The organism is Frigoribacterium sp. CF331, assembly GCF_057787905.1.
Window position 1 is genome coordinate 3,037,438 of the sequence record NZ_CM173545.1, and the last position, 21,370, is coordinate 3,058,807.

General features: G+C 72.0%; 18 protein-coding genes and 1 pseudogene. 17 read left to right on the forward strand and 2 right to left on the reverse strand.

Translation table 11 applies throughout. The features are described 5' to 3' along the window. The first annotated feature begins 36 nt into the window (after nucleotides 1-36). The 4 genes and pseudogenes from leuS to holA all read left to right on the forward strand — a co-directional run bounded on the left by leuS (nucleotide 37) and on the right by holA (nucleotide 6,943). Nucleotides 37-2,646, forward strand: coding sequence for a leucine--tRNA ligase (leuS, locus tag AC3CCI_RS14105; RefSeq protein ID WP_488627571.1), 2,610 nt, complete (start codon nucleotides 37-39; stop codon nucleotides 2,644-2,646). A 107-nt stretch (nucleotides 2,647-2,753) separates the two neighbouring features. Next, nucleotides 2,754-3,452: a helix-hairpin-helix domain-containing protein gene (locus tag AC3CCI_RS14110; RefSeq protein ID WP_488627572.1), complete on the forward strand. Its 699-nt coding sequence runs from the start codon at nucleotides 2,754-2,756 to the stop codon at nucleotides 3,450-3,452. A gap of 71 nt (nucleotides 3,453-3,523) precedes the next feature. After that, a pseudogene (locus tag AC3CCI_RS14115) lies at nucleotides 3,524-5,239 on the forward strand (ComEC/Rec2 family competence protein); the annotation flags it as partial. Between the two features lie 669 nt (nucleotides 5,240-5,908). Further along, nucleotides 5,909-6,943 (forward strand): DNA polymerase III subunit delta, encoded by a 1,035-nt coding sequence (gene holA / locus AC3CCI_RS14120; RefSeq protein ID WP_488628695.1) that lies wholly within the window; start codon nucleotides 5,909-5,911, stop codon nucleotides 6,941-6,943. 130 nt (nucleotides 6,944-7,073) lie between these two features. Here the strand turns inward: holA and rpsT are convergent, their stop codons facing one another. Continuing rightward, nucleotides 7,074-7,334: a 30S ribosomal protein S20 gene (rpsT, locus tag AC3CCI_RS14125; RefSeq protein WP_043596189.1), complete on the reverse strand. Its 261-nt coding sequence runs from the start codon at nucleotides 7,332-7,334 to the stop codon at nucleotides 7,074-7,076. A gap of 244 nt (nucleotides 7,335-7,578) precedes the next feature. Here rpsT and AC3CCI_RS14130 point away from each other — a divergent pair, with 244 nt between their 5' ends. From AC3CCI_RS14130 to hemW, 5 genes are all read left to right on the forward strand, one after another. After that, nucleotides 7,579-8,775 (forward strand): pyridoxal phosphate-dependent aminotransferase, encoded by a 1,197-nt coding sequence (locus AC3CCI_RS14130; RefSeq protein WP_488627573.1) that lies wholly within the window; start codon nucleotides 7,579-7,581, stop codon nucleotides 8,773-8,775. Between the two features lie 9 nt (nucleotides 8,776-8,784). Next, nucleotides 8,785-9,084 carry a DUF4190 domain-containing protein gene (locus AC3CCI_RS14135; protein ID WP_354595131.1) on the forward strand — a complete coding sequence of 100 codons (300 nt, stop codon included), beginning with the start codon at nucleotides 8,785-8,787 and terminating at the stop codon, nucleotides 9,082-9,084. A gap of 294 nt (nucleotides 9,085-9,378) precedes the next feature. Further along, nucleotides 9,379-11,229, forward strand: coding sequence for a translation elongation factor 4 (gene lepA, locus AC3CCI_RS14140; RefSeq protein ID WP_488627574.1), 1,851 nt, complete (start codon nucleotides 9,379-9,381; stop codon nucleotides 11,227-11,229). Between the two features lie 3 nt (nucleotides 11,230-11,232). After that, the gene (locus AC3CCI_RS14145) at nucleotides 11,233-12,006 is read left to right on the forward strand and encodes a DUF1990 domain-containing protein (RefSeq protein WP_488627575.1); all 774 of its coding nucleotides are present in this window, start codon (nucleotides 11,233-11,235) and stop codon (nucleotides 12,004-12,006) included. A gap of 2 nt (nucleotides 12,007-12,008) precedes the next feature. Beyond that, nucleotides 12,009-13,235: a radical SAM family heme chaperone HemW gene (gene hemW, locus AC3CCI_RS14150; RefSeq protein ID WP_488627576.1), complete on the forward strand. Its 1,227-nt coding sequence runs from the start codon at nucleotides 12,009-12,011 to the stop codon at nucleotides 13,233-13,235. Nucleotides 13,236-13,400: 165 nt separating this feature from the next. Here hemW and AC3CCI_RS14155 read toward each other — a convergent pair whose 3' ends face one another. Beyond that, nucleotides 13,401-13,850 (reverse strand): DUF4870 domain-containing protein, encoded by a 450-nt coding sequence (locus tag AC3CCI_RS14155; protein ID WP_354595127.1) that lies wholly within the window; start codon nucleotides 13,848-13,850, stop codon nucleotides 13,401-13,403. A gap of 181 nt (nucleotides 13,851-14,031) precedes the next feature. On the opposite strand from AC3CCI_RS14155, the gene hrcA reads away from it, so the two are divergent. The 8 genes from hrcA (at nucleotide 14,032) to era (ending at nucleotide 21,313) form a co-directional block, all read left to right on the forward strand. Next, nucleotides 14,032-15,054 carry a heat-inducible transcriptional repressor HrcA gene (gene hrcA, locus AC3CCI_RS14160; RefSeq protein WP_354595126.1) on the forward strand — a complete coding sequence of 341 codons (1,023 nt, stop codon included), beginning with the start codon at nucleotides 14,032-14,034 and terminating at the stop codon, nucleotides 15,052-15,054. Between the two features lie 106 nt (nucleotides 15,055-15,160). Continuing rightward, nucleotides 15,161-16,273, forward strand: coding sequence for a molecular chaperone DnaJ (gene dnaJ, locus AC3CCI_RS14165; protein WP_488627577.1), 1,113 nt, complete (start codon nucleotides 15,161-15,163; stop codon nucleotides 16,271-16,273). Nucleotides 16,274-16,275: 2 nt separating this feature from the next. Then, complete coding sequence (locus AC3CCI_RS14170) at nucleotides 16,276-17,019, forward strand: 16S rRNA (uracil(1498)-N(3))-methyltransferase (RefSeq protein WP_488627578.1); 744 nt, start codon at nucleotides 16,276-16,278, stop codon at nucleotides 17,017-17,019. A 59-nt stretch (nucleotides 17,020-17,078) separates the two neighbouring features. Then, on the forward strand, nucleotides 17,079-17,444 hold the full coding sequence (locus AC3CCI_RS14175) for a histidine triad nucleotide-binding protein (protein WP_354595123.1): 366 nt from the start codon (nucleotides 17,079-17,081) through the stop codon (nucleotides 17,442-17,444). Further along, nucleotides 17,434-18,549: a PhoH family protein gene (locus tag AC3CCI_RS14180; protein ID WP_488627579.1), complete on the forward strand. Its 1,116-nt coding sequence runs from the start codon at nucleotides 17,434-17,436 to the stop codon at nucleotides 18,547-18,549. The genes AC3CCI_RS14175 and AC3CCI_RS14180 overlap by 11 nt, the downstream gene beginning before the upstream one ends. After that, on the forward strand, nucleotides 18,546-19,007 hold the full coding sequence (ybeY, locus tag AC3CCI_RS14185) for an rRNA maturation RNase YbeY (protein WP_354595122.1): 462 nt from the start codon (nucleotides 18,546-18,548) through the stop codon (nucleotides 19,005-19,007). Before AC3CCI_RS14180 ends, ybeY begins: the two co-directional genes overlap by 4 nt. 7 nt (nucleotides 19,008-19,014) lie before the next feature. Further along, the gene (locus AC3CCI_RS14190) at nucleotides 19,015-20,313 is read left to right on the forward strand and encodes a hemolysin family protein (protein WP_488628696.1); all 1,299 of its coding nucleotides are present in this window, start codon (nucleotides 19,015-19,017) and stop codon (nucleotides 20,311-20,313) included. Between the two features lie 61 nt (nucleotides 20,314-20,374). Then, nucleotides 20,375-21,313, forward strand: a complete 939-nt coding sequence (gene era / locus AC3CCI_RS14195) for a GTPase Era (protein ID WP_354595121.1) — start codon at nucleotides 20,375-20,377, stop codon at nucleotides 21,311-21,313. The last annotated feature ends 57 nt before the right edge of the window (nucleotides 21,314-21,370 follow it).

Genomic DNA, 21,370 nt, shown 5'->3' on the forward strand with positions numbered 1-21,370 from the left:
CCACCGCACCGACTGCCAGCAGTGAATGAGAGCCCCGTGGCACACGAGCACGACACGACCGCGACCGACGCCTCCTCGGCCAGCACGCCCCCCGGCGGGGCCCCCGAACGCGAGTACGACGTCGCCCGCCTGCAAGAGAAGTGGCAGGCCCGCTGGGACGCCGAGCAGCCCTTCGTCGTCGACCCCGACGACAAGCGTCCGCGGAAGTACATCCTCGACATGTTCCCGTACCCCTCGGGCGACCTGCACATGGGGCACGCCGAGCAGTACGCCCTGGGCGACATGGTGACGCGCTACTGGCGGCAGCAGGGCTTCAACGTCCTGCACCCGATCGGCTGGGACAGCTTCGGGCTGCCCGCCGAGAACGCGGCCATCAAGCGCGGGGTCGACCCCCGCGAGTGGACGTACGCCAACATCGCGCAGCAGAAGCAGAGCATGAAGCTCTACGCGCCGTCGTTCGACTGGAGCCGCGTCCTGCACACGAGCGACCCCGAGTACTACAAGTGGAACCAGTGGCTGTTCCTCGAGATGTACAAGAAGGGCCTCGCCTACCGGAAGGACAGCTGGGTCAACTGGGACCCGGTCGACCAGACCGTGCTCGCCAACGAGCAGGTGCTGGCCGACGGGACGAGCGACCGGTCGGGTGCCGTCGTCGTCAAGAAGAAGCTGACGCAGTGGTACTTCAAGATCACCGACTACGCGGACCGCCTGCTCGACGACCTCAACCAGCTCGAGGGTCGCTGGCCGACCAAGGTGCTCAACATGCAGCGCAACTGGATCGGCCGGTCGATCGGTGCCGACGTGCACTTCACGATCGAGGGTCGTGACGAGAAGGTCACCGTCTTCACCACGCGCCCCGACACCCTCTACGGCGCGACCTTCATGGTCGTCGCCCCCGACTCCGACCTGGCGGCCGAACTCGTCGCCGACGCGACGGACGACGTCAAGGCGACCTTCGCCGAGTACCTCGTCGAGGTGCAGAAGGCCACCGAGATCGAGCGCCAGTCGAGCGAACGCCCCAAGACCGGCGTGCCGCTCGGCCGGGTCGCGGTGAACCCGCTCACGGGCGACCCGATGCCGGTCTGGGCCGCCGACTACGTGCTGGCCGACTACGGCCACGGCGCGGTCATGGCCGTGCCCGCGCACGACCAGCGCGACCTCGACTTCGCCCGCAAGTACGACCTGCCGGTGCGCGTCGTGGTCGACACGAACGCGCCCGTCACGGGGGTGATCCCCAAGCTCGAGCTCGACGAGGACGGCCAGGCGATCCTGCCCGACGACCTGCCCGACCTGAACCCCCGCGAGACGGGCGTGGCCCTGACCGGCGACGGCCGCCTGATGAACTCGGGTGCCCTGACCGGCCTCAGCAAGTCGAACGCGATCAAGCGCGTCGTCGAGCTGCTCGAGGCGTCCGGCGACGGCAAGGCGGCCAAGACGTACCGCCTGCGCGACTGGCTGATCTCGCGCCAGCGTTTCTGGGGCACGCCCATCCCGATCGTGCACGGCGCCGACGGCGTCGAGGTGCCCGTGCCCTACGACGAGCTGCCCGTCCGGCTGCCGTCGACCGAGGGCCTCGACCTGAAGCCGAAGGGCAGCTCGCCGCTCGGCGCCGCCGAGGACTGGGTGAACGTGCCCGACCCGCGCGACGGGTCACCGGCGCGCCGCGACGCCGACACGATGGACACCTTCGTCGACAGCTCGTGGTACTTCCTGCGGTTCCTCGACCCGAACGACGCCGATCGCGCCTTCGACCCCGCCCAGGCCGGCAAGTGGGCGCCGGTCGACCAGTACGTCGGCGGCGTCGAGCACGCCATCCTGCACCTGCTCTACGCACGGTTCATCACGAAGGTGCTCTTCGACCTCGGCCACGTCGACTTCACCGAACCCTTCAGCGCGCTGCTGAACCAGGGCATGGTGCTGCAGGACGGCGCGAAGATGAGCAAGAGCAAGGGCAACGTCGTCAGCCTGTCCGACGAGATCGACGCGCACGGCGTCGACGCGATCCGCCTGACGATGGCCTTCGCCGGCCCGCCAGAGGACGACATCGACTGGGCCGACGTCTCGCCGGCCGGCTCGGCGAAGTTCCTCGCCCGGGCGTTCCGCCTCGCGACCGACGTCGACAGCTCGCCCGACGTGGTCTGGGCCGACGGCGATCAGGCGCTGCGCCGGGTCACGCACCGGTTCCTCGCCGAGGCCCCCGGGCTCAGCGAGGCCTTCAAGTACAACGTCGTCGTGGCCCGCCTGATGGAGCTCACCAACGCCGTCCGCAAGGCCATCGACTCGGGGCCCGGCGCCTCCGACCCGGCCGTCCGCGAGGCGACCGAGACCGTGGCGCTGGGGCTGTCGCTGTTCGCGCCCTACACGGCCTCCGAGATGTGGGAGAAGCTGGGCTACGACGGCGGCGGCATCGCCACGTACGGGTGGCGCAAGGCCGACCCGACGCTGCTCGTCGAGACGAGCGTCACGGCCGTGGTGCAGGTCAACGGCAAGGTGCGCGACCGGCTCGAGGTCTCGCCGAAGATCGGCTCGGACGAGCTCGAGGCCCTCGCCCGTGACTCGGCCGCCGTGCAGCGCGCGATCGGCGACAAGCAGATCGTCAACGTCATCGTGCGGGCTCCGCGCCTGGTGAACATCGCGGTGAAGTAGGCCCCGTCGGGGGCGCCTCGTCCCCACCCCGTCGACGGCCGTCCTGGTTCCCCAGGGCGGCCGTCGCCGCGTGTGCGGGTGACCGCCCGCTCGTAGCGTGACGGGCCATGACCGTCAGCTTCCGCACCGCCGTCGACCCGTCCGACCCGGGTGGTCCGCGGTGGCGCGTGGGCCTCGGAGCGGTCGTCGTGCTCCTGCTGGTCGTCCTGGCCGTGAGCGTCGGCGTGTCCGCGTTCGCGACCCGAGGAGGCGCGGCCGGCGACCTCGTGACCGTCGAGCCGGGCACCGGGGCGGGGCCGTCCGCAGGGCCCGGCACCGCGCCTCCCGGAGGTGCCCCGGTCGTCTTCGTGCACGTGCACGGCCAGGTGGCGTCGCCCGGCCTGTTCGAGCTGCCCGAGGGCTCGCGCGTCGTCGACGTGGTGGCGGCCGCCGGCGGCTTCACCGCCGAGGCGGACCAGGCGGCCGTCAACCTCGCTCGGCCGCTCGTCGACGGAGAACAGCTTCGGGTGCCGGCCGTGGGCGAGATGCCCGACGGCCCGACGGCGGCCGGCGGGCCGGGTGGCGGGGGCGGCACCGGTGGGGACGCCGTCGGCGGTGCGGGTGCGGGTGCCGGGGGCGTGGTCGACCTGAACCTGGCCGACGACGCGACCCTGCAGACCCTGCCCGGGGTCGGTCCGGCGACGGCGGCCGCGATCCTGGCCTGGCGTGACGAGAACGGGCGCTTCCGCAGCGTCGACGACCTGCTCGGCGTGCCGGGCATCGGCCCGAAGACCCTCGAGAAGCTGCGCGACCGGGTGCGGGTGTGACGCCCGGGCGGGTGCTCGACCTGCGGCTCGGCGTGCCCGTGGGCGTGGCGTGGGCCGGGCTCGCGGTCGGAATGACGCGGCCGGGGCTGCTGGCGCTCGTCGCCACGGTCGCGGTCGTCGTCGGGGCGGTCGCTCTCGGGGCCGCTGTCGTGACCCGACCGGCCGGGGGTGTGATCGGGGCCGTCCTGCTGGTGGTGGCCCTGGAGGCCGGGGTCTGCGCCGGGCTGACGGGTCAGGCCGCGGCGCGTGACGAGATCCGTCACCCGCCGGTGCTCGTGTCGGCCGTGGGGCACGCCGTGACGGTCGAGGGCCGCACCCTCGACCGGGTCGACGGCCGGGCCGACGTGCTGACCCTGTCGGTCGACCGGGTCGACGTCGGCCAGGGGGCGGTGGTGCTCCGGTCGGCCGTGCGCGTGAGGCTGTTCGGTGCGCGGGTCGGCTCCGCTCGCCCGGTCGAGATCGGTTCGCGCGTGTCGTCCCGGCTCGTGCCGGGCCCCGTGAGGTACGGCGAGTCGGTCGCGTTCGAGGGCGGCTCGGTCGGGCGGCTCGACCTCCTGGCCGAGCCGGGTGGGGCCTCGGCCTGGTCGAACGGGCTGCGGTCGTCCTTCCGCGCCGTGGCGGCACGTCTGCCGGGTGACGGCGGCGCCCTGCTGCCGGGGCTCGCGATCGGCGACACGTCGGGCGTGCCCGACGACCTCGACGCCGACATGACGGCGGCGTCGCTCAGCCACCTCACGGCGGTGTCCGGCTCGAACTGCGCCGTGCTCGTCACGCTCGTGATGCTCGGGGGAGCCCTGCTGCGCCTGCCCCGGCTCGTGCGGTCGGCACTGGCCGTGGGCGTGCTCGTGGCCTTCGTCGTGCTCGTCACCCCCGAGCCGAGCATCGTCCGGGCGACGGTCATGGCCGTGATCGTCCTCGTCCACCTCGCCGTCGCCCGGCCGATCGCGGGCGTGCCGGTCGTCGCCCTGGCGGTCACCGGCCTGCTCGTCGTCGACCCGTGGCTGGCCCGCGACCTCGCCTTCGTCCTGTCGGTGCTCGCCACCACCGGGCTGGTCGTGCTGGGCGGACCGCTGACCGTCCTGCTCGCCCGGCTCGTGCCCGAGCCCGTGGCGGCGGCCCTCGCCGTGCCGGCGGCGGCCCAACTCGCCTGTCAACCCGTCCTGTTGGCCCTCGAACCGACCATCGCCCTGCACGGCGTGCCCGCCAACGTGCTGGCCGGGCCCGCGGCCCCGCTGGCGACCGTGGGCGGGCTGGTCGTCTGCGTGCTGGCCCCCTGGGCCCCCGGGGCGGCCGGTGTCGTCGCCGGGGTCTCCTGGCTGCCGGCGTCGTGGGTGGCCGCCGTGGCGCGCGCGGCGGCGACCTGGCCGGTGACCCGGGTCGACTGGAGCCCGTCGGGGCTCGGGGTCGCCGCGCTCGTCGGGCTGACCGCGCTGATCGTCGTGGCGCTCGTCGCCCGGGCCCGCGGCCGCACGAGGGCGCTCACGGCGGCGCTGCTCGTCGCCGTCGTGACCGTGACGGCGGGCGTGGTGGCCGGGCGCACCCTGGTGACCCGCGCCTCGGTGCCCGACGACTGGGTCGTCGCCCAGTGCGACGTGGGCCAGGGCGACGCCGTGCTCGTGCGCAGCGGCCCGGCCGTCGCGTTGGTCGACGTGGGCGACGACGAGGCCGCCCTGCGCCGGTGCCTCTCGACCTTCGGGGTCGGACGCGTCGACCTGCTCGTGCTGACCCACTTCGACCGCGACCACGTCGGGGCGGTCGACGCGGTCGTCGGCCGCGTGGGCACCGTCCTCGTCGGCCCGACCGGCCGGTCGGACGACGCGGCCGTCGTCACGGCGCTGGCCGACGCCGGCGCCGACGTCCAGGAGGCGCGGGCCGGCACCCGAGGACGCCTCGGCGAGCTCACGTGGCGGCTGCTCTGGCCGCCGCCCGCGACGCCTGCCGGCAACGACGCCAGCCTGGTGCTCAGGGTCGACCCGGGGCCGGGGTGTTCGACCGGGTGCCTGTCACTGCTCGACCTGGGAGATCTCGGCGAGACCGCCCAGCGCCGACTCGCCTCGTCGCCCGAGGCCGAGGCCGGACTCGCCCGGGTGGACGTCGTCAAGGTCTCGCACCACGGTTCGGCCGACCAGCTCGCCGGGCTCTACGAGCGGGTGGCGGCGCGGGTCGGACTCATCGGGGTCGGCGCGGACAACTCCTACGGGCACCCGACCGACACCGCCCTCGAGACGGTGCGGGCGGCCGGGGGAGTCGTGGTTCGCAGCGACGAGGCGGGCGAGGCTGCGGTCGTGCCCGTCGTCGGGGCCGACGGGGTGGTGGGCCTCCGCGTGTGGAGCGAGCACGCGTCCCCTCGTACCGAGGCCGGTTCGTCGGCCGGGTCGGCGGGGTCGGTGGGGTCCTCTAGCATCGGAGGAGGCGCGGCGGGCCCCGCGCCCGTGGGACGACGTCCGAGAGGCAGCATGGCAGCGCGAGCGAGCGGCAGGACCGCCAAGAAGTCGACGGTCGCGATCGACCAGGTCGGGTGGGACCGCATCCGGCCCGCGTCTGTCGTACTGGTCAGCGGGCCCGAGCAGTTCCTCGCCGACCGGGCCACGCGTCAACTGCGCGACCAGCTCGCCGCCGAAGACCCGAGCCTCGAGGTGCACGACCTCGAGGCCGACCACTACCAGCCCGGTGAGCTCGTCACCCTGGCCAGCCCGTCGCTCTTCGCCGAGCCGCGCCTCATCCGGGTCTCGAACGTCGAGAAGTGCACCGACGCGTTCCTGACCGAGACCCTCCGCTACCTCGAGACCCCCGCCGACGACACGACCGTCGTGCTGCGTCACGGTGGCGGCGTCCGGGGCAAGAAGCTGCTGGACGCGATCCGCGGCGGCACGGGCGGCGGCCTCGAGGTCGTCTGCGCCGAACTCAAGAAAGACACCGAGAAGCTCGAGTTCGCGGCCGCCGAGTTCTCCGCCGAACGTCGGCGCATCTCGCAGGGGGCCCTGCGGGCGCTCGTCACGGCCTTCAACGACGACCTGGCCGAGCTCGCCAGCGCCTGCCAGCAGTTGATCAGCGACGCCGCGGCCGAGATCACCGAGGCCACCGTCGAGAAGTACTACTCGGGGCGGGTCGAGACGAACGCCTTCAAGGTGGCCGACGCGGCCATCGCCGGTCAGCAGGGCCAGGCGCTCGTCCTGCTGCGACACGCGCTCTCGACCGGGGCCGACCCCGTCCCGGTCGTGGCCGCCTTCGCGATGAAGATCCGGACGATGGCCAAGCTGCAGGGCTCGTACGGCGGCTCCGGCCAGCTCGCGTCACGCTTCGGGCTCGCCCCGTGGCAGGTCGAGCGGGCGCAACGCGACCTGCGCGGCTGGTCAGAAGAGGGGCTGGGCCGGTGCATCGAGGTGCTCGCCGAGACCGACGCCGCGGTCAAGGGTGCCGAGCGCGACCCGGTCTACGCGCTCGAGCGCATGGTGACCATGATCTCGACGCGGGGCTCCCTGCTGTCGTGACCCGCGCCTCCTGACCCGCTCGGCCGCCTCTCGGCCCGGTGGCGGCGACCCCCGCGGCAGGGACGACGAAGGCCCCGTCTCGATCGAGACGGGGCCTTCGTCGTCGAGCCCGAGGGCCCGGGGGAGGGGCCTAGAGGGCGCCGACCTGCTTCGCGATGGACGACTTGCGGTTGGCGGCCTGGTTCTGGTGGATGACACCCTTGCTGGCGGCCTTGTCGAGCTTCTTCGACGCGAGGAGCAGGGCCGAGGTGGCCTTGTCCTTGTCGCCGGCGGCGATGGCCTCGCGGGTGGCGCGGACGGCGGTCTTGAGCTCGCTCTTGACGGCGCGGTTGCGGTCCTGGGCCTTCTTGTTGGTGCCGATGCGCTTGATCTGCGACTTGATGTTTGCCACGTGAACTACTTTCTGGATTCTGTGTCTCGGACGGATGTGCGCCAGCCGAGCGTCCGACCGACGTGAATCGGTCGACCCGGTGCTGCCGCCGGTGATGGCCACCGGAGCGGCTCTCGGCTGCGATCGCGTTCCGCCACTGCAGACGTAACGCGCAAGCCAACAGGCAACGTTACCAGCAGCAGGCCGCACTCTCAACGAGCGCCGTGCCGACGGCGTGCCGTGTCGCCCGTAGTACCGTGCCGTCATGCCCCAGCTCGCTCCCCACATGACCACCGTGCCCCCGTCGGGCATCCGTCGCGTGTTCGAGATCGCGGCACAGCTGGACGACGTCGACATGCTCGTCGTGGGTGAGCCCGACGTCCCCGTGGCCCGGCACATCGCCGACGCCGCCCGACGGGCCTGGGCCGACGACCGCACCGACTACACGCCGAACGGCGGCATCCCCGCCCTCCGCGAGGCCCTCGTGGCGAAGCTCGCGCGCGAGAACGACGTCCACGTCGACCTCGAACAGGTCTGGGTCACCGTGGGCGGCACGCAGGCGCTGCACCAGACCATGGGGCTGTTGCTGGCCGCGGGCGACGAGGTCCTCGTGCCCGACCCCGGCTACACGACGTTCACGATGAACGCGCACATGCTCGACGCCGTGCCCGTGCCCTACACGCTGACGCCGGCCCAGGGGTTCCATCCCGACCTCGACGAGCTCGAACGCCTCGTCGGTGATCGCACCCGGGTCCTGGTGGTCAACAGCCCGTCGAACCCGCTCGGCGTCGTCTATCCCGAAGAGACCTTGCGGCGGCTGCTCGGCTTCGCGCGCCGCCACGACCTCTGGGTCGTCAGCGACGAGGTCTACGAGTACTTCACCTACGGCCCGAAGCACGTCAGCCTCGCCTCGCTCGACGCGGACGACCGGGTGTTCAGCGTGTTCTCGCTGAGCAAGACCTACGCCATGACCGGCGTGCGGGTCGGTTACCTCGTGACCCCGAAGGGGCTCTCCGAGACGATGCGCACCGTGCAGGAGGCCGCGATCAGCTGCGTCGCCGAACCCGACCAGCACGCCGCCCTGGCCGCGATCGTCGGCGACCACCAGCCCGTGGCCGACGCCCGCGAGCACTACCGTCGCAACCTCGAGCTCGCGACGACGCTGCTCGACGAGCGGGGCATCCGGTACCTCGAGCCCACCGGCGCCTTCTACCTCTGGATCGACATGGGCCACGCCACCCGGGGCGACGTCGCCGGGTGGGCCGAACGGTTCCTGCTGACGCACCGGGTCGCGGTCGCGCCGGGCAGCGCCTTCGGCCGGAGCGGCGAGGGGTGGATCCGGGTCTGCCTCGCCTCGTCGCCCGAGGTGATCACCCGGGGGCTCGGCAAGCTCCCGGCTCCGGGCGACCCCCGCCGAGATCCGGGGGTCAGCCCCCTGGGTCCCGCGTCGGGCCGTTCCTAGGCTCGGAACATGACGAACCGACCCGTCCACGCCACCGTCCCGACCACCGTCCGCTCGCCCCTGGCCGTCTGGAGTCTCGTCCTCGGCCTCGCCTCGATCGGCTTCGGCTTCACCTTCGTCGTCCCGATCGCCGGCCTCGTCCTCGGCGTCCTGTCGCGTCGTCGCGAGCCCGAGGGGCGCACGATGGCCCTCGTCGGCATCGTGTCGTCCGTCGTGATGCTCGCCGGCACCCTCGTCGCCCTCGCGATCGGCGTCGCCGTCGTCGGTGGGGCCGGCCTGCTCGCGCTGATCCCCGGCACCGCGGGCTGACCCACGGGGCCAGGCCCGCGCCTCCCGCCCGTGCCGCGCCTCCCGCCGGCCCGCGCCTCCCGCCGGCCCGCGCCTCCCGCCCGCGCCGCGCGTCCGGCCCCGGGGCCGACGCACGATGCGTCGGCAATTCCCCCTCGCCGTCACGACGGGCGGGTGGGACCGAGGAGGCGCGGTGCCGGTGGTCACACCCGGCAGGAGTCGCCGACGCCCCACCCCGCACGGCGCGCCGTCCGATCCGGCCCCCCGGCATGGGAGAATCGAGCGGTACCCCCGCCCACCACCCCAGAGGATCGTGTGAGTCCCCAAGCAACCCGCGCACTCGAGCCGGCGTCGACCGAGCCCGAGTCCCTCCGCAACTTCTGCATCATCGCGCACATCGACCACGGCAAGTCGACCCTCGCCGACCGCATGCTCGGCATCACCGGCGTCGTCGAGTCGCGGGCGATGCGGGCGCAGTACCTCGACCGCATGGACATCGAGCGCGAGCGCGGCATCACGATCAAGAGCCAGGCCGTCCGCATGCCGTGGGAGCGCAACGGCGAGACCTTCGCGCTCAACATGATCGACACCCCCGGGCACGTCGACTTCAGCTACGAGGTCTCCCGATCGCTCGCCGCCTGCGAGGGAGCGATCCTGCTGGTCGACGCGGCTCAGGGCATCGAGGCCCAGACGCTGGCGAACCTCTACCTCGCGCTCGAGAACGACCTCGAGATCATCCCGGTGCTCAACAAGATCGACCTGCCCGCGGCCGACCCCGACAAGTACGCCGCCGAGCTCGCGGGCCTGATCGGCGGCGACCCCGCCGACGTGCTGCGGGTCAGCGGCAAGACCGGCATGGGCGTCGAGGACCTGCTCGACCGGGTGGTCGACCGCATCCCGTCGCCCGTCGGCGTGAAGGACGCCTCGCCCCGCGCGATGATCTTCGACTCGGTCTACGACAGCTACCGCGGCGTCGTCACCTACATCCGCATGATCGACGGCACGCTGCACCCGCGCGAGAAGGTGCAGATGATGTCGACCAAGTCGACGCACGAGATCCTCGAGATCGGCGTCTCGTCGCCCGAGCCCGTGCCCAGCCAGGGGCTGTCGGTGGGCGAGGTCGGCTACCTCATCACCGGCGTGAAGGACGTGCGCCTCTCGAAGGTCGGCGACACGGTCACGACGTCGGCCAAGCCCGCGACCGAGGCGCTGAGCGGCTACACCGAGCCCCTGCCGATGGTCTTCTCGGGTCTGTACCCGATCGACGGCAGCGACTACCCCGACCTGCGTGAGGCCCTCGACAAGCTCAAGCTGTCCGACGCGGCGCTGGTCTACGAGCCCGAGACCTCGGTCGCCCTGGGCTTCGGGTTCCGCTGCGGGTTCCTCGGGCTGCTGCACCTCGAGATCGTCACCGAGCGTCTCGAGCGCGAGTTCGGCCTCGACCTCATCACGACGGCGCCGAGCGTCATCTACGAGGTCACGACCGAAGACAAGAAGACCGTGACGGTGACGAACCCGAGCGAGTTCCCGGGCGGCAAGATCGCCAGCGTGAGCGAGCCCATGGTCAAGGCGGGCATCCTCGCGCCGAAGGACTACGTCGGCGTGATCATGGAGCTCTGCCAGCAGCGACGCGGCACGCTGCTCGGCATGGAGTACCTCGGCGAGGACCGGGTCGAGATCCGCTACGCGATGCCGCTCGGCGAGATCGTCTTCGACTTCTTCGACAGTCTCAAGTCGAAGACGGCGGGTTACGCCAGCCTCGACTACGAGCCCATGGGCGACCAGGAGGCCGACCTGGTGAAGGTCGACATCCTGCTGCAGGGCGAGCAGGTCGACGCGTTCAGCGCGATCGTGCACCGCGACAAGGCCTACGCCTACGGCGTGCTGATGACCGGCCGACTGCGCGAGCTCATCCCCAGGCAACAGTTCGAGGTGCCCATCCAGGCCGCCATCGGTGCCCGCATCATCGCCCGCGAGAGCATCCGCGCCATGCGCAAGGACGTCCTCGCCAAGTGCTACGGCGGTGACATCTCGCGCAAGCGCAAGCTGCTCGAGAAGCAGAAAGAGGGCAAGAAGCGCATGAAGACCATCGGCCGGGTCGACGTGCCCCAAGAGGCCTTCATCGCCGCGCTGAGCGGTGACGTCGAGAAGAAGGACAAGAAGTAGGCCATGCGCCGAGCCACCCACACCGAGACCCGCACGACCTACGGCGAGGTCGGGGCCACGCAGGCTCCCGACCTCATGCAGTACCCGCCGAAGGGGTTCAAGCCGGCCGAGTACCGGGCCCGCGTCGGTCACGGCGACGCCCGGTTCGCCGCGGCGTGGATCGCCACCATGACCTGGCAGATCCAGGAGCGCAGCGGCATCAGCGTCCGCGTCGACAGCGTGCCCTCGGCCGACGAGAGCGAGTACACGCCCGTGCAGTTCGACGAGCACGGCCAACCGGTCGACGCGGCCGAGTGGGCGGCCGCCCGTGACGAGTCGCGCTACGCGCCGGACGGCACGCCGTTCCTGACGGCGGGTACGACGGCCACGCTCGGCATCGAGGCTTACGGTCGCACGGTCGAAGCGCCGGTGCGCGTCGTCTACGTGATCGACGAGCCGAAGCGAAAGGGCTTCGCCTACGGCACCCTCGACGGGCACCCCGAGTGCGGAGAGGAGTCCTGGATCGTCGACCAGACCGACGACGGCTCGGTCTGGCTGTCGATCCGGTCGTTCTCGAAGCCGTCGAGCGCGAAGTGGCGCCTCGTGGCGCCGTTCCTCCGACGCACCCAGGCGCAGTACACGAAGCGGTACCTCCGGGCGCTCAGCCTCAACGAGAAGGGCGAGCAGACGGACGAGGTCGTCGTGGTCGAGGACACCGAGGCCGGGGTCGGCGACCCGCGCGGCGACGAGCGGCCCCCGACCGGGCCGCGCGGCGACGCCGCCGGGACCGGCGCCTGACGGTGCCCGGAGCCCTTCCCCTCGGCGACCCCGCACCGGTCGACGGTCGCCTGCCCGAGAGCGTCGCCGTCGGTGCCGACGCCCGCCACTTCGGCGTCTACCTGCACGTCCCGTTCTGCCGGGTGCGCTGCGGGTACTGCGACTTCAACACCTACACCGGCGACGAGCTGCGCGGCGCCCGTCGCGACGACTACGCCGGGCAGGCCGTCGCCGAGATCGAACTCGGGGGCCGGGTGCTGCGCGAGGCGGGGCTGCCACGGCGGAGCGCCTCCTCGGTGTTCTTCGGCGGGGGCACCCCGACGATGCTGCCGTCGGGCGACCTCGCGTCGATGCTGCACGCGACGGTCGACACCTGGGGGCTCGAGCCGGGCGCCGAGGTGACGACCGAGGCGAACCCCGACTCGGTCGACGCGCTCTACCTGCAGCAGCTCGCCGACGCCGGGTTCACGCGCGTCAGCTTCGGCATGCAGTCGGCGGTGCCCAGCGTGCTGGCCACCCTCGAGCGCACGCACGACCCCGAGCGCATCCCGTTCGTCGTCCGTTGGGCGCGGGACGCCGGGCTCGACGTCAGCCTCGACCTCATCTACGGCACGCCCGGCGAGACCCTCGACGACTGGCGCCGGTCGCTCGACGTCGCGCTCGAGCAGCAGCCCGACCACCTGTCCGCCTACTCGCTCATCGTCGAAGAGGGCACGAAGCTCGCCCGCCAGATCAAGCGGGGCGAGGTGGCGACGCCCGACGACGACACCGCCGCCGACATGTACGAGCTCGCCGACGCGCGGCTCGCCGAGGCGGGTTACGACTGGTACGAGGTGAGCAACTGGTCCCGGGGTCCCGAACACCGGTCCCGTCACAACCTGGCCTACTGGCAGGGGCACGACTGGTGGGGCGTCGGACCGGGTGCGCACAGCCACGTCGGCGGGGTGCGCTGGTGGAACGTCAAGCACCCGGCCGCCTACCAGCAGCGCATGGCCGCGGGCGAGTCGCCGGCCGCCGGACGCGAGACCCTCGACGACGAGACGCGCCGCGTCGAGCGCGTCCTGCTCGGCGTGCGCATCCGCGAGGGCCTGCCGACCTCCGAGCTCGACGACGACGGCCGTCAGGCCGTCGCCGGGCTCATCGCCGACGGCTGGGTCGAGGGTCGTCCGGCCCTGCGGGGTCGCGTCGTCCTGACGCGCGAGGGTCGCCTCATGGCCGACGCCGTCGTCCGGCGCCTGCTGCCCGACTGACCGGCCCGCCGCGTCGGGTCCCCGCCGGCCCCGAGGCGCACGTGGGGGAGGCAGGGGCCCGGGGGCGTCGGCCGAGAACACAGGAGGCGCGGGCCGAGAACGCAGGAGGCGCGGCTCCCGGGGGAGTCGCGCCTCGCGTCGTGCCCGTCCGGGCCGGTGGACCGTCTACTTGATGAACTCGATGGTCAGCGGGTACTTGTACCACTGGCCCTTGTTCGCCGCGACGGCGGCGATGATCGAGAAGACGACGACGAGGATCGCCGCGATCAGCGCCAGGAGGCCGCCGATGAGGATGATCGAGAGGATCGCCGAGACCACGTACACGATCGCCATGGTGATCTGGAAGTTGAGCGCGGTCTTGGTGTGCTCGCGGACGAACGGCCCGCGGTCCTTCAACACGAGGTAGCCGACGAGCGCGGGGACGAAGGCGAACAGGATGCCGCCGAGGTGGACGAGGGTCGCCCAGAGCTTCTCGTCCTCGGGGCGCATCGGCTGCACCGGCTGCGGCTGGGAACCGCCTTGCTGGCCGTAGCCTTGCTGGCCGTAGCCGCCCTGCTGGCCGTAGCCCTGGCCGGGCTGCGGGCCGTTCGGCTGGGCGGGAGGGGTGTCGGTCATGGCTGCACCTGTTCCGTGAGTGTCGTGCGGGTCGTCCCCGCCACCCTAGGGCAGGCGGGCGCGGCGCGAGTAGGCCGGGCGACGGAGGTGTCGTACGATTGGCAGTCCGGCACGACGAGTGCCAGGCCCGGTCGCCCGGAGGTGGACGACCCGGGGGGCGTCGAGCGAAGAGAGGTGCGGCATGGTCTCCGAACGCGGTCTCGAAGTGCTGCGCGTCATCGTGCACGACTACGTGGCCTCGCGCGAGCCGGTGGGGTCGAAGTCCATCGTCGAGCGTCACCAGTTCGGCGTCTCGGCCGCGACCATCCGCAACGACATGGCCCTCCTCGAAGAAGAAGAGCTCATCGCCGCCCCGCACACGTCGTCGGGCCGCGTGCCCACCGACAAGGGCTACCGCCTCTTCGTGAACCAGCTCGCCGACCTGCGTCCGCTGAGCGCGGCGCAGCGTCAGGCCATCGAGACCTTCCTCGGGGACTCCACCGACCTCGACGAGGTGCTCGGGCGGACGGTCCGGCTGCTGTCGCAGCTGACCAACCAGGTGGCCCTCGTGCAGTACCCGACCTTCTCCCGCGCGCGCGTGCGCCACGTCGAGCTGGTCAGCCTCGGCGACGGCCGCGTCATGACCGTGCTGATCACCGACAGCGGGCAGGTCGAGCAACGGGTGGTCGACATCCGCACGACCGTCGACGAGTCGTTCCTGTCCGAACTGCGGGCCGCGATCAACGCCGTGATCGGCGGTCGTCCCCTCGGCGAGGCGTCCGCCGCCCTCGCCGACCTGCCCGCACGGTTCCGACCCGACCTCGCCGCGGTGGTCGGCGTCGTCGTCGCCAGCCTGACCGAGCAGATCGCCGCGGGGCGCCAGGACCGTCTCGTGATGGCCGGCGCCGCGAACCTCGTGCGCACGGGTGACGACTTCAGCGGCGACCTCTATCCGGTGCTCGAGGCCATAGAAGAGCAGGTGGCCCTCCTGCGGCTCTTCGGCGAGATGCAGCTCGACGCGGTCGACGTGGCCGCGAGCATCGGCCGCGAGAACGCCTCGTTCGGGCTGTCGCAGGCCTCCGTCCTGGCCAGCGGCTACTCGACCCAGGGCAGCGAGGTCGCCAGGCTCGGCGTCCTCGGTCCGATGCGGATGGACTACTCGACCAACATGGCGGCCGTCCGTGCCGTCGCCCGCTACCTGTCGTCGCTGCTCGCCGAGCGGTAGACCACGATCGCGGCCCCGGCCGCCCCACGACCCCACCCCGTCCCGGTTCGCCGGGCCCGGCCCCGCCGGGACACCACCACACCACACCAGAGGCAGACGAGAACAAGTGGCAGATCATTACGACGTCCTCGGAGTCGACCGTCAGGCGACCCCGGAAGAGATCAAGAAGGCGTACCGCAAGCTCGCCCGCGAGCTGCACCCCGACGTCAACCCGAGCCCCGAGGCGTCCGAACGCTTCAAGGACGTCACGCACGCCTACGACGTCCTCAGCGACCCCCAGCAGCGCGAGCGGTACGACCTCGGCCCCCAGCCCGGCTTCGGCGGCGGCGGGAACGCGGCGGGCTTCGGCGACATCTTCGACGCGTTCTTCGGCGGCGGCGGCGGCCAGGGGCAGCGCCAGGGGCCGCGGTCGCGGCGCGAACGGGGACAGGACGCCCTGCTCCGGCTCGAGGTCGACCTCGACGACATCGTCTTCGGCACCCAGCGCGACATCGAGGTCGACACGGCCGTCCTCTGCGACACGTGCAGCGGCTCGTGCTGCGCGCCCGGCACCTCGCCCCAGACCTGCGACATCTGCGGCGGCTCGGGCCAGATCCAGCGCACCGTCCGCTCGCTGCTCGGCAACGTGATGACCTCGAGCCCCTGCGGCACCTGCCGCGGCTACGGCACGGTCATCCCGAACCCCTGCCCCACCTGCCAGGGCCAGGGCCGGGTGCGTGCACGTCGGTCCATCCCGATCGACATCCCCGCCGGCGTCGACACCGGGCTGCGGTTGCAGCTGCCCGGTCAGGGCGAGGTCGGCCAGGCCGGCGGACCGAACGGCGACCTGTACCTCGAGGTCAAGGTGCGTCACCACGACACCTACAGCCGCAACGGCGACGACCTGCTGGCGACGCTCGAGGTGCAGATGGCCGACGCCATCCTCGGCACGTCGACCACGCTCACGGGCCTCGACGGCGAGATCGAGGTCGAGATCAAGCCCGGCACGCAGAGCGCCGACATCATCACCGTGAAGGACCGTGGCATCACGCGGCTGCGGGGCACCGGACGCGGCGACCTCAAGATCGGCGTGCAGGTCGTCACCCCGACGAAGCTCAGCCACAAGGAGCGCGAACTGATCGAGAAGTTCGCCTCCGGTCGACGGTCGCCGGCACCCGAGCTGTCGCACTTCCAGCAGGGTCTGTTCGGCAAGCTGCGCGATCGCTTCCTGAACTTCTGACCGTGGCGCACTTCTACCTGGTCGACGGGCTGACCGACGCCGGGGCGGGGTCGACCGTCGAGGTGACCGGTTCCGAGGCGCGACACGCGGTCACGGTCAGCCGCGTCCGGGTGGGCGAGGCGCTGACCCTCGGCAACGCCCGGGGGCTGGTCGTGCAGGGCGAGGTCGTCGAGGCGGCACCCGACCGTCTCGTGCTCCTCGCGACGCGGGTGGTGCGCCACGACCGTCCGTCGACCCGCCTCGTCCTCGCCCAGGCCCTGGCCAAGGGCGATCGCGACGAGCTCGCCGTGCAGGCGGCGACCGAGCTCGGCGTGGACGAGATCGTCCCGTGGGCGGCTGCGCGGAGCGTCTCCCGCTGGGAAGGCCCCAAGGTCGCCAAGGGGCTGACCCGGTGGTCGTCGATCGTCCGCGAGGCGACCAAGCAGTCCATCCGTCCGTGGGCACCCGAGGTGACGGGGCTCGCGACGACGAAGGCCCTGGCCGCGCGCGCCTCCCGCGATCTCGTCCTCGTGCTCGAACCGTCGGCCGAGCAGGCGCTGACGGCCGTCGACCTGACCGCAGGAGGCGCGGTGCCCGACCGGGTCGTCGTGGTCGTCGGCCCCGAGGGCGGGGTGTCGCCCGCCGAACTGCTCCTGCTCGCTGAGGCGGGCGCCCGCCCGGTCCGCCTCGGGGACGCCGTGTTGCGCACCTCGACGGCCGGGCCGGCCGCCCTGTCGGTGCTGAGCGCGCGCCTGGGTCGGTGGTGAGCCACGGGCCGGTGGGCCGTCGGAGGTCGCTGTCGGAGGTCGTCGCTACGATGGGCAGCATGTCAGAGCCCACCGTCTTCAGCCGCATCGTGGCGCGAGAGATCCCCGCCGACATCGTGTTCGAGAGCGACACGGTCGTCGCGTTCCGCGACATCGCTCCTCAGGCGCCCGTCCACCTGCTCGTGGTGCCCAAGACCGAGGCCTACCGTGACGTGGTCGAACTCGCCGCCGGCGACCCGGCGCTGCTGGCCGAGATGGTCGCGACGGCGTCGCGGCTCGCCGCCGACCCGGCCGTCTTCGGGGAACACTCCGGGGCTGAGTTCCGTTTGATCTTCAACACCGGCGCATCCGCCGGCCAGACCGTGTTCCACGTGCACGCCCACGTGCTCGGCGGACCCCTCCAGGAAGGCACCCTTGCCCACTAGCGACACGAACGCCACCGGCCCCTCGACGTCGTCGGGCGACGACGTCCGACGCGTCGACGTCACCGTCGACGGCGTCGCCATGGTCCAGCTGCTGGGCCCGCAAGACCGGCTGCTGCGCGCGGTCGAGAAGCAGTACCCCGAGGTCCGCGTCCTCGTCCGGGGCAACGAGGTCACCCTCGAGGGCCCTTCGGGCGACGTCCGCCGGGCCGAGGGGCTCGTGGCCGAGCTCGTCTCGATGGTCCGCGGCGGCCACGACCTGGGGCCCGCCGAGGTCGCGACGTCGGCCAGGTTGCTCGACTCCGGCCAGGGCAGCCCCTCCGAGGTCTTCGGCCAGCCGATCGTCACGAGCCGGGGCAAGGGCGTGCGCGCCAAGACGGCGGGTCAGAAGGACTACGTCGACGCGATCGACCGGCACACGATCACCTTCGGCATCGGCCCTGCCGGCACGGGCAAGACCTACCTCGCGATGGCCAAGGCGGTCCAGGCGCTCCAACGGCGCGAGGTCCAGCGCATCATCCTCACCCGACCCGCGGTCGAGGCGGGCGAGAGGCTCGGCTTCCTGCCGGGCACGCTGACCGACAAGATCGACCCCTACCTCCGGCCGTTGTACGACGCGCTGAACGAGATGATGGACCCCGAGATCGTCCCCAAGCTGCTGGCCGCGGGCACGGTCGAGGTGGCACCGCTGGCCTACATGCGCGGACGCACGCTCAACGACGCCTTCGTGGTGCTCGACGAGGCCCAGAACACGACGCCCGAACAGATGAAGATGTTCCTGACCCGCCTCGGCTTCGGCTCGCGCATGGTCGTCACGGGTGACGTCACCCAGGTCGACCTGCCGACCGGGGCGAGCGGCCTGCAGCTCGTCACGACGGTCCTCGGCGACATCGACGACATCCACTTCGCCCGCCTGACCAGCGACGACGTGGTGCGCCACACGCTCGTCGGTCGCATCGTCGACGCCTACACGACGTACGACGCCGAACGTCAGGCACAACAGCACCGACGCCACGAGGCCGCGCAGGCCCAGGCCGAGGGCACCGATCGTGCCGAGCGTCGGGCCGGGGTGCCGCGTGACCGCCTGCCCAAGAGAGGAACCCGGTGAGCATCGAGGTCGCCAACGAATCCGCCGTCGAGGTCGACGAGGCCACGATCCAGCGCCTGGCCACGTTCGCCCTCGACCAGATGCACGTGCACCCCGAGGCCGAGTTGGCCGTCGTGTTCGTGGACGAGGCCGCGATGGAGCAGCTGCACGTGCAGTGGATGGACGAGCCCGGCCCGACCGACGTGCTGAGCTTCCCCATGGACGAGCTGCGTCCGGGCACCGAGGACGAACCGACTCCCGCCGGCCTGCTCGGCGACATCGTCGTCTGTCCGCAGGTCGCCGTGGCGCAGGCCGCCACGGCGGGGCACAGCCCCCTCGACGAGATGCTGCTGCTCACCTGCCACGGCATCCTGCACCTCCTCGGGTTCGACCACGCCGAGCCCGACGACGAACGCGAGATGTTCGGCCTGCAGCGCGAGATCCTCGCGGCCTTCGCCGCGGCCGACGCGAGCCGGTGACGCCGTGATGGTCACGGTCTTCGTCGTCGTGGCGATCTTCCTGGTGGTCTTCGGCGGTCTCCTGGCCGCCGCCGACTCCGCGCTGGGCGTCCTCAGCCGTCAAGACCTGCTCGACGAGGCCGACGACGACCCCCGTCACGCCACGGCGCTGACCGCGATCGCGGCCGACGTCGGGGCCCACGTCAACGCCGTCAACTTCGTCCGCATCCTGGCCGAGACCTCGGCGGCCGTGCTGGTGTCGCTGTCGTTCGCCTTCTCGGTCGAGCCGTGGTGGCTGGCGTTGCTGTTGTCGGCCCTCATCATGACCGTCGTCTCGTTCGTGCTGGTCGGCTCCAGCCCGCGCAGCGTCGGTCGCGCCCACGCCAGGGGGCTGGTGCGGCTGACCTCCGGTCTCGTGCGCCTCGTGCGCGTCGTCCTGGGCCCGTTGGCCGACGCCCTCGTCGCGATCGGCAACCGGGTGACCCCGGGGCGGCCCCGCAGCGCGTCCTTCTCGTCCGAGGAGCAGCTGCTCAGCATGGTCGACGAGGCGACCGAGCTCGACGTCCTCGAAGAGGACGACCGCGAGCTCATCCACTCCATCTTCGAGTTCAGCGACACCGTCGTCCGAGAGGTCATGGTGCCTCGCACCGACATGGTCACCCTCGACGCGACCGCCTCGGTGGGGGCGGCCATGAGCCTCTTCCTCGCGCGTGGCGTCTCGCGGGTGCCCGTCGTCGGCCGCGACTCCGACGACGTCGTCGGCATCGTGTACCTGCGCGACCTCGCCCGGCGGCTCCACGAGCACACCGGCGACGACTCGGCCCCCGTGACGACCCTCGCGCGCCCGGCCGTCTTCGTGCCCGAGTCCAAGAAGGCCGACGACGCCCTGCGCCAGATGCAGCTCGACAAGAACCACCTGGCCATGGTCGTCGACGAGTACGGCGGCATCGCCGGGCTCGTCACCCTCGAAGACCTCATCGAAGAGCTGGTCGGTGACATCAGCGACGAGTACGACCGCGAGGTCGCGCCGCACAGGGAGGTCTCGTCCGGGGTCTTCCGGGTCAGCGCGCGCTTGCCCGTCGACGAGCTCGGCGACCTCTTCGGCCTCGAGCTCGACGACGACGACGTCGACTCGGTGGGCGGACTGCTCACGAAGGTCCTGGGTCGACTGCCCGAGCAGGGCTCCGTCGCCCGCGTCTCGGGCCTCGTCCTCACCGCCGACCGCACCGAGGGGCGTCGTCACGACCTGCAGACCGTGCTCGTCGAGCGCGATCCCGACCTCGTCGACGCGCAGGCCGCGTTCGTCGAGGGCTCGCGTGACGACTGACCCCGGGGCCCGACGCCACACGTCGTCCCCACCCGACCCACCCCGTCAACGAAAGGCCCCCATGTCGACCACCGGAGACGACCCCACCCTCTCGGCCGCGCCTCCTCGGGGGTCGACCTACCGCGCGGGCTTCGTCTCGTTCGTCGGTCGACCCAACGTCGGCAAGTCGACCCTGACGAACGCGCTCGTCGGCGAGAAGGTCGCCATCACGTCGTCGAAGCCGCAGACGACCCGTCGGGCGATCCGCGGCATCGTGCACCAGGCGACGGGACAACTGGTGCTCGTCGACACGCCGGGCATGCACCGCCCACGCACCCTGCTCGGCGAACGGCTCAACGACATCGTCCAGACCACGCTCGGCGACGTCGACGTGATCGGGTTCTGCGTGCCGGCAGACGAGAAGCTGGGCCCGGGCGACCGCTTCATCAACGAACAGCTCGACCAGTACCCACGAGCCAAGAAGGTCGCCATCGTCACGAAGACCGACGCGACCTCGCGGCCCGCCGTCGCCGAGCAGTTGCTCGCGGTCAGCCGCCTGCGCGACTGGGAGGCCATCATCCCGTTGTCCGCGGTCAGCGACGTGCAGCTCGACGTGCTCACCGCCGAACTCATCAAGCTGATGCCGGTGTCGCAGCCGCTCTACCCGTCCGACGCCGTGACCGAAGAGGGCCTGACCGACCGGGTGGCCGAGTACGTGCGCGAGGCCGCGCTCGAGGGCGTCCAGGACGAGTTGCCGCACTCGCTCGCGGTGACCATCGACGACATGGTCGAGCGCGACGACAAGGACCTCCTCGAGATCTACGCCAACCTCTTCGTCGAACGCGACAGTCAGAAGGCGATCGTGATCGGCAAGGGCGGCCAGCGCCTCCGCGAGGTCGGCGAACGCGCCCGCGCCCAGATCGAACCGCTCGTCGGAAAACAGGTCTTCCTGTCGATCCGGGTCAAGGTGGCGAAGGACTGGCAGCGCGACCCCAAGCAGCTCGGGCGCCTCGGATTCTGACCGTCGACACGACCGGCGTGACCGGCACGACCGGCACGACCGACCCCGTCGGGTCGG

What these genes read in the sequence shown, in the direction of transcription:
- AC3CCI_RS14110 (WP_488627572.1), top strand. Translation starts at nt 2,754, where the DNA reads ATGACCGTCAGCTTCCGCACCGCCGTCGACCCGTCCGACCCGGGTGGT.
- holA (WP_488628695.1), top strand. Translation starts at nt 5,909, where the DNA reads ATGGCAGCGCGAGCGAGCGGCAGGACCGCCAAGAAGTCGACGGTCGCG.
- AC3CCI_RS14130 (WP_488627573.1), top strand. Translation starts at nt 7,579, where the DNA reads ATGCCCCAGCTCGCTCCCCACATGACCACCGTGCCCCCGTCGGGCATC.
- AC3CCI_RS14135 (WP_354595131.1), top strand. Translation starts at nt 8,785, where the DNA reads ATGACGAACCGACCCGTCCACGCCACCGTCCCGACCACCGTCCGCTCG.
- AC3CCI_RS14145 (WP_488627575.1), top strand. Translation starts at nt 11,233, where the DNA reads ATGCGCCGAGCCACCCACACCGAGACCCGCACGACCTACGGCGAGGTC.
- AC3CCI_RS14155 (WP_354595127.1), bottom strand. Translation starts at nt 13,850, where the DNA reads ATGACCGACACCCCTCCCGCCCAGCCGAACGGCCCGCAGCCCGGCCAG.
- hrcA (WP_354595126.1), top strand. Translation starts at nt 14,032, where the DNA reads ATGGTCTCCGAACGCGGTCTCGAAGTGCTGCGCGTCATCGTGCACGAC.
- AC3CCI_RS14175 (WP_354595123.1), top strand. Translation starts at nt 17,079, where the DNA reads ATGTCAGAGCCCACCGTCTTCAGCCGCATCGTGGCGCGAGAGATCCCC.
- AC3CCI_RS14190 (WP_488628696.1), top strand. Translation starts at nt 19,015, where the DNA reads ATGGTCACGGTCTTCGTCGTCGTGGCGATCTTCCTGGTGGTCTTCGGC.
- era (WP_354595121.1), top strand. Translation starts at nt 20,375, where the DNA reads ATGTCGACCACCGGAGACGACCCCACCCTCTCGGCCGCGCCTCCTCGG.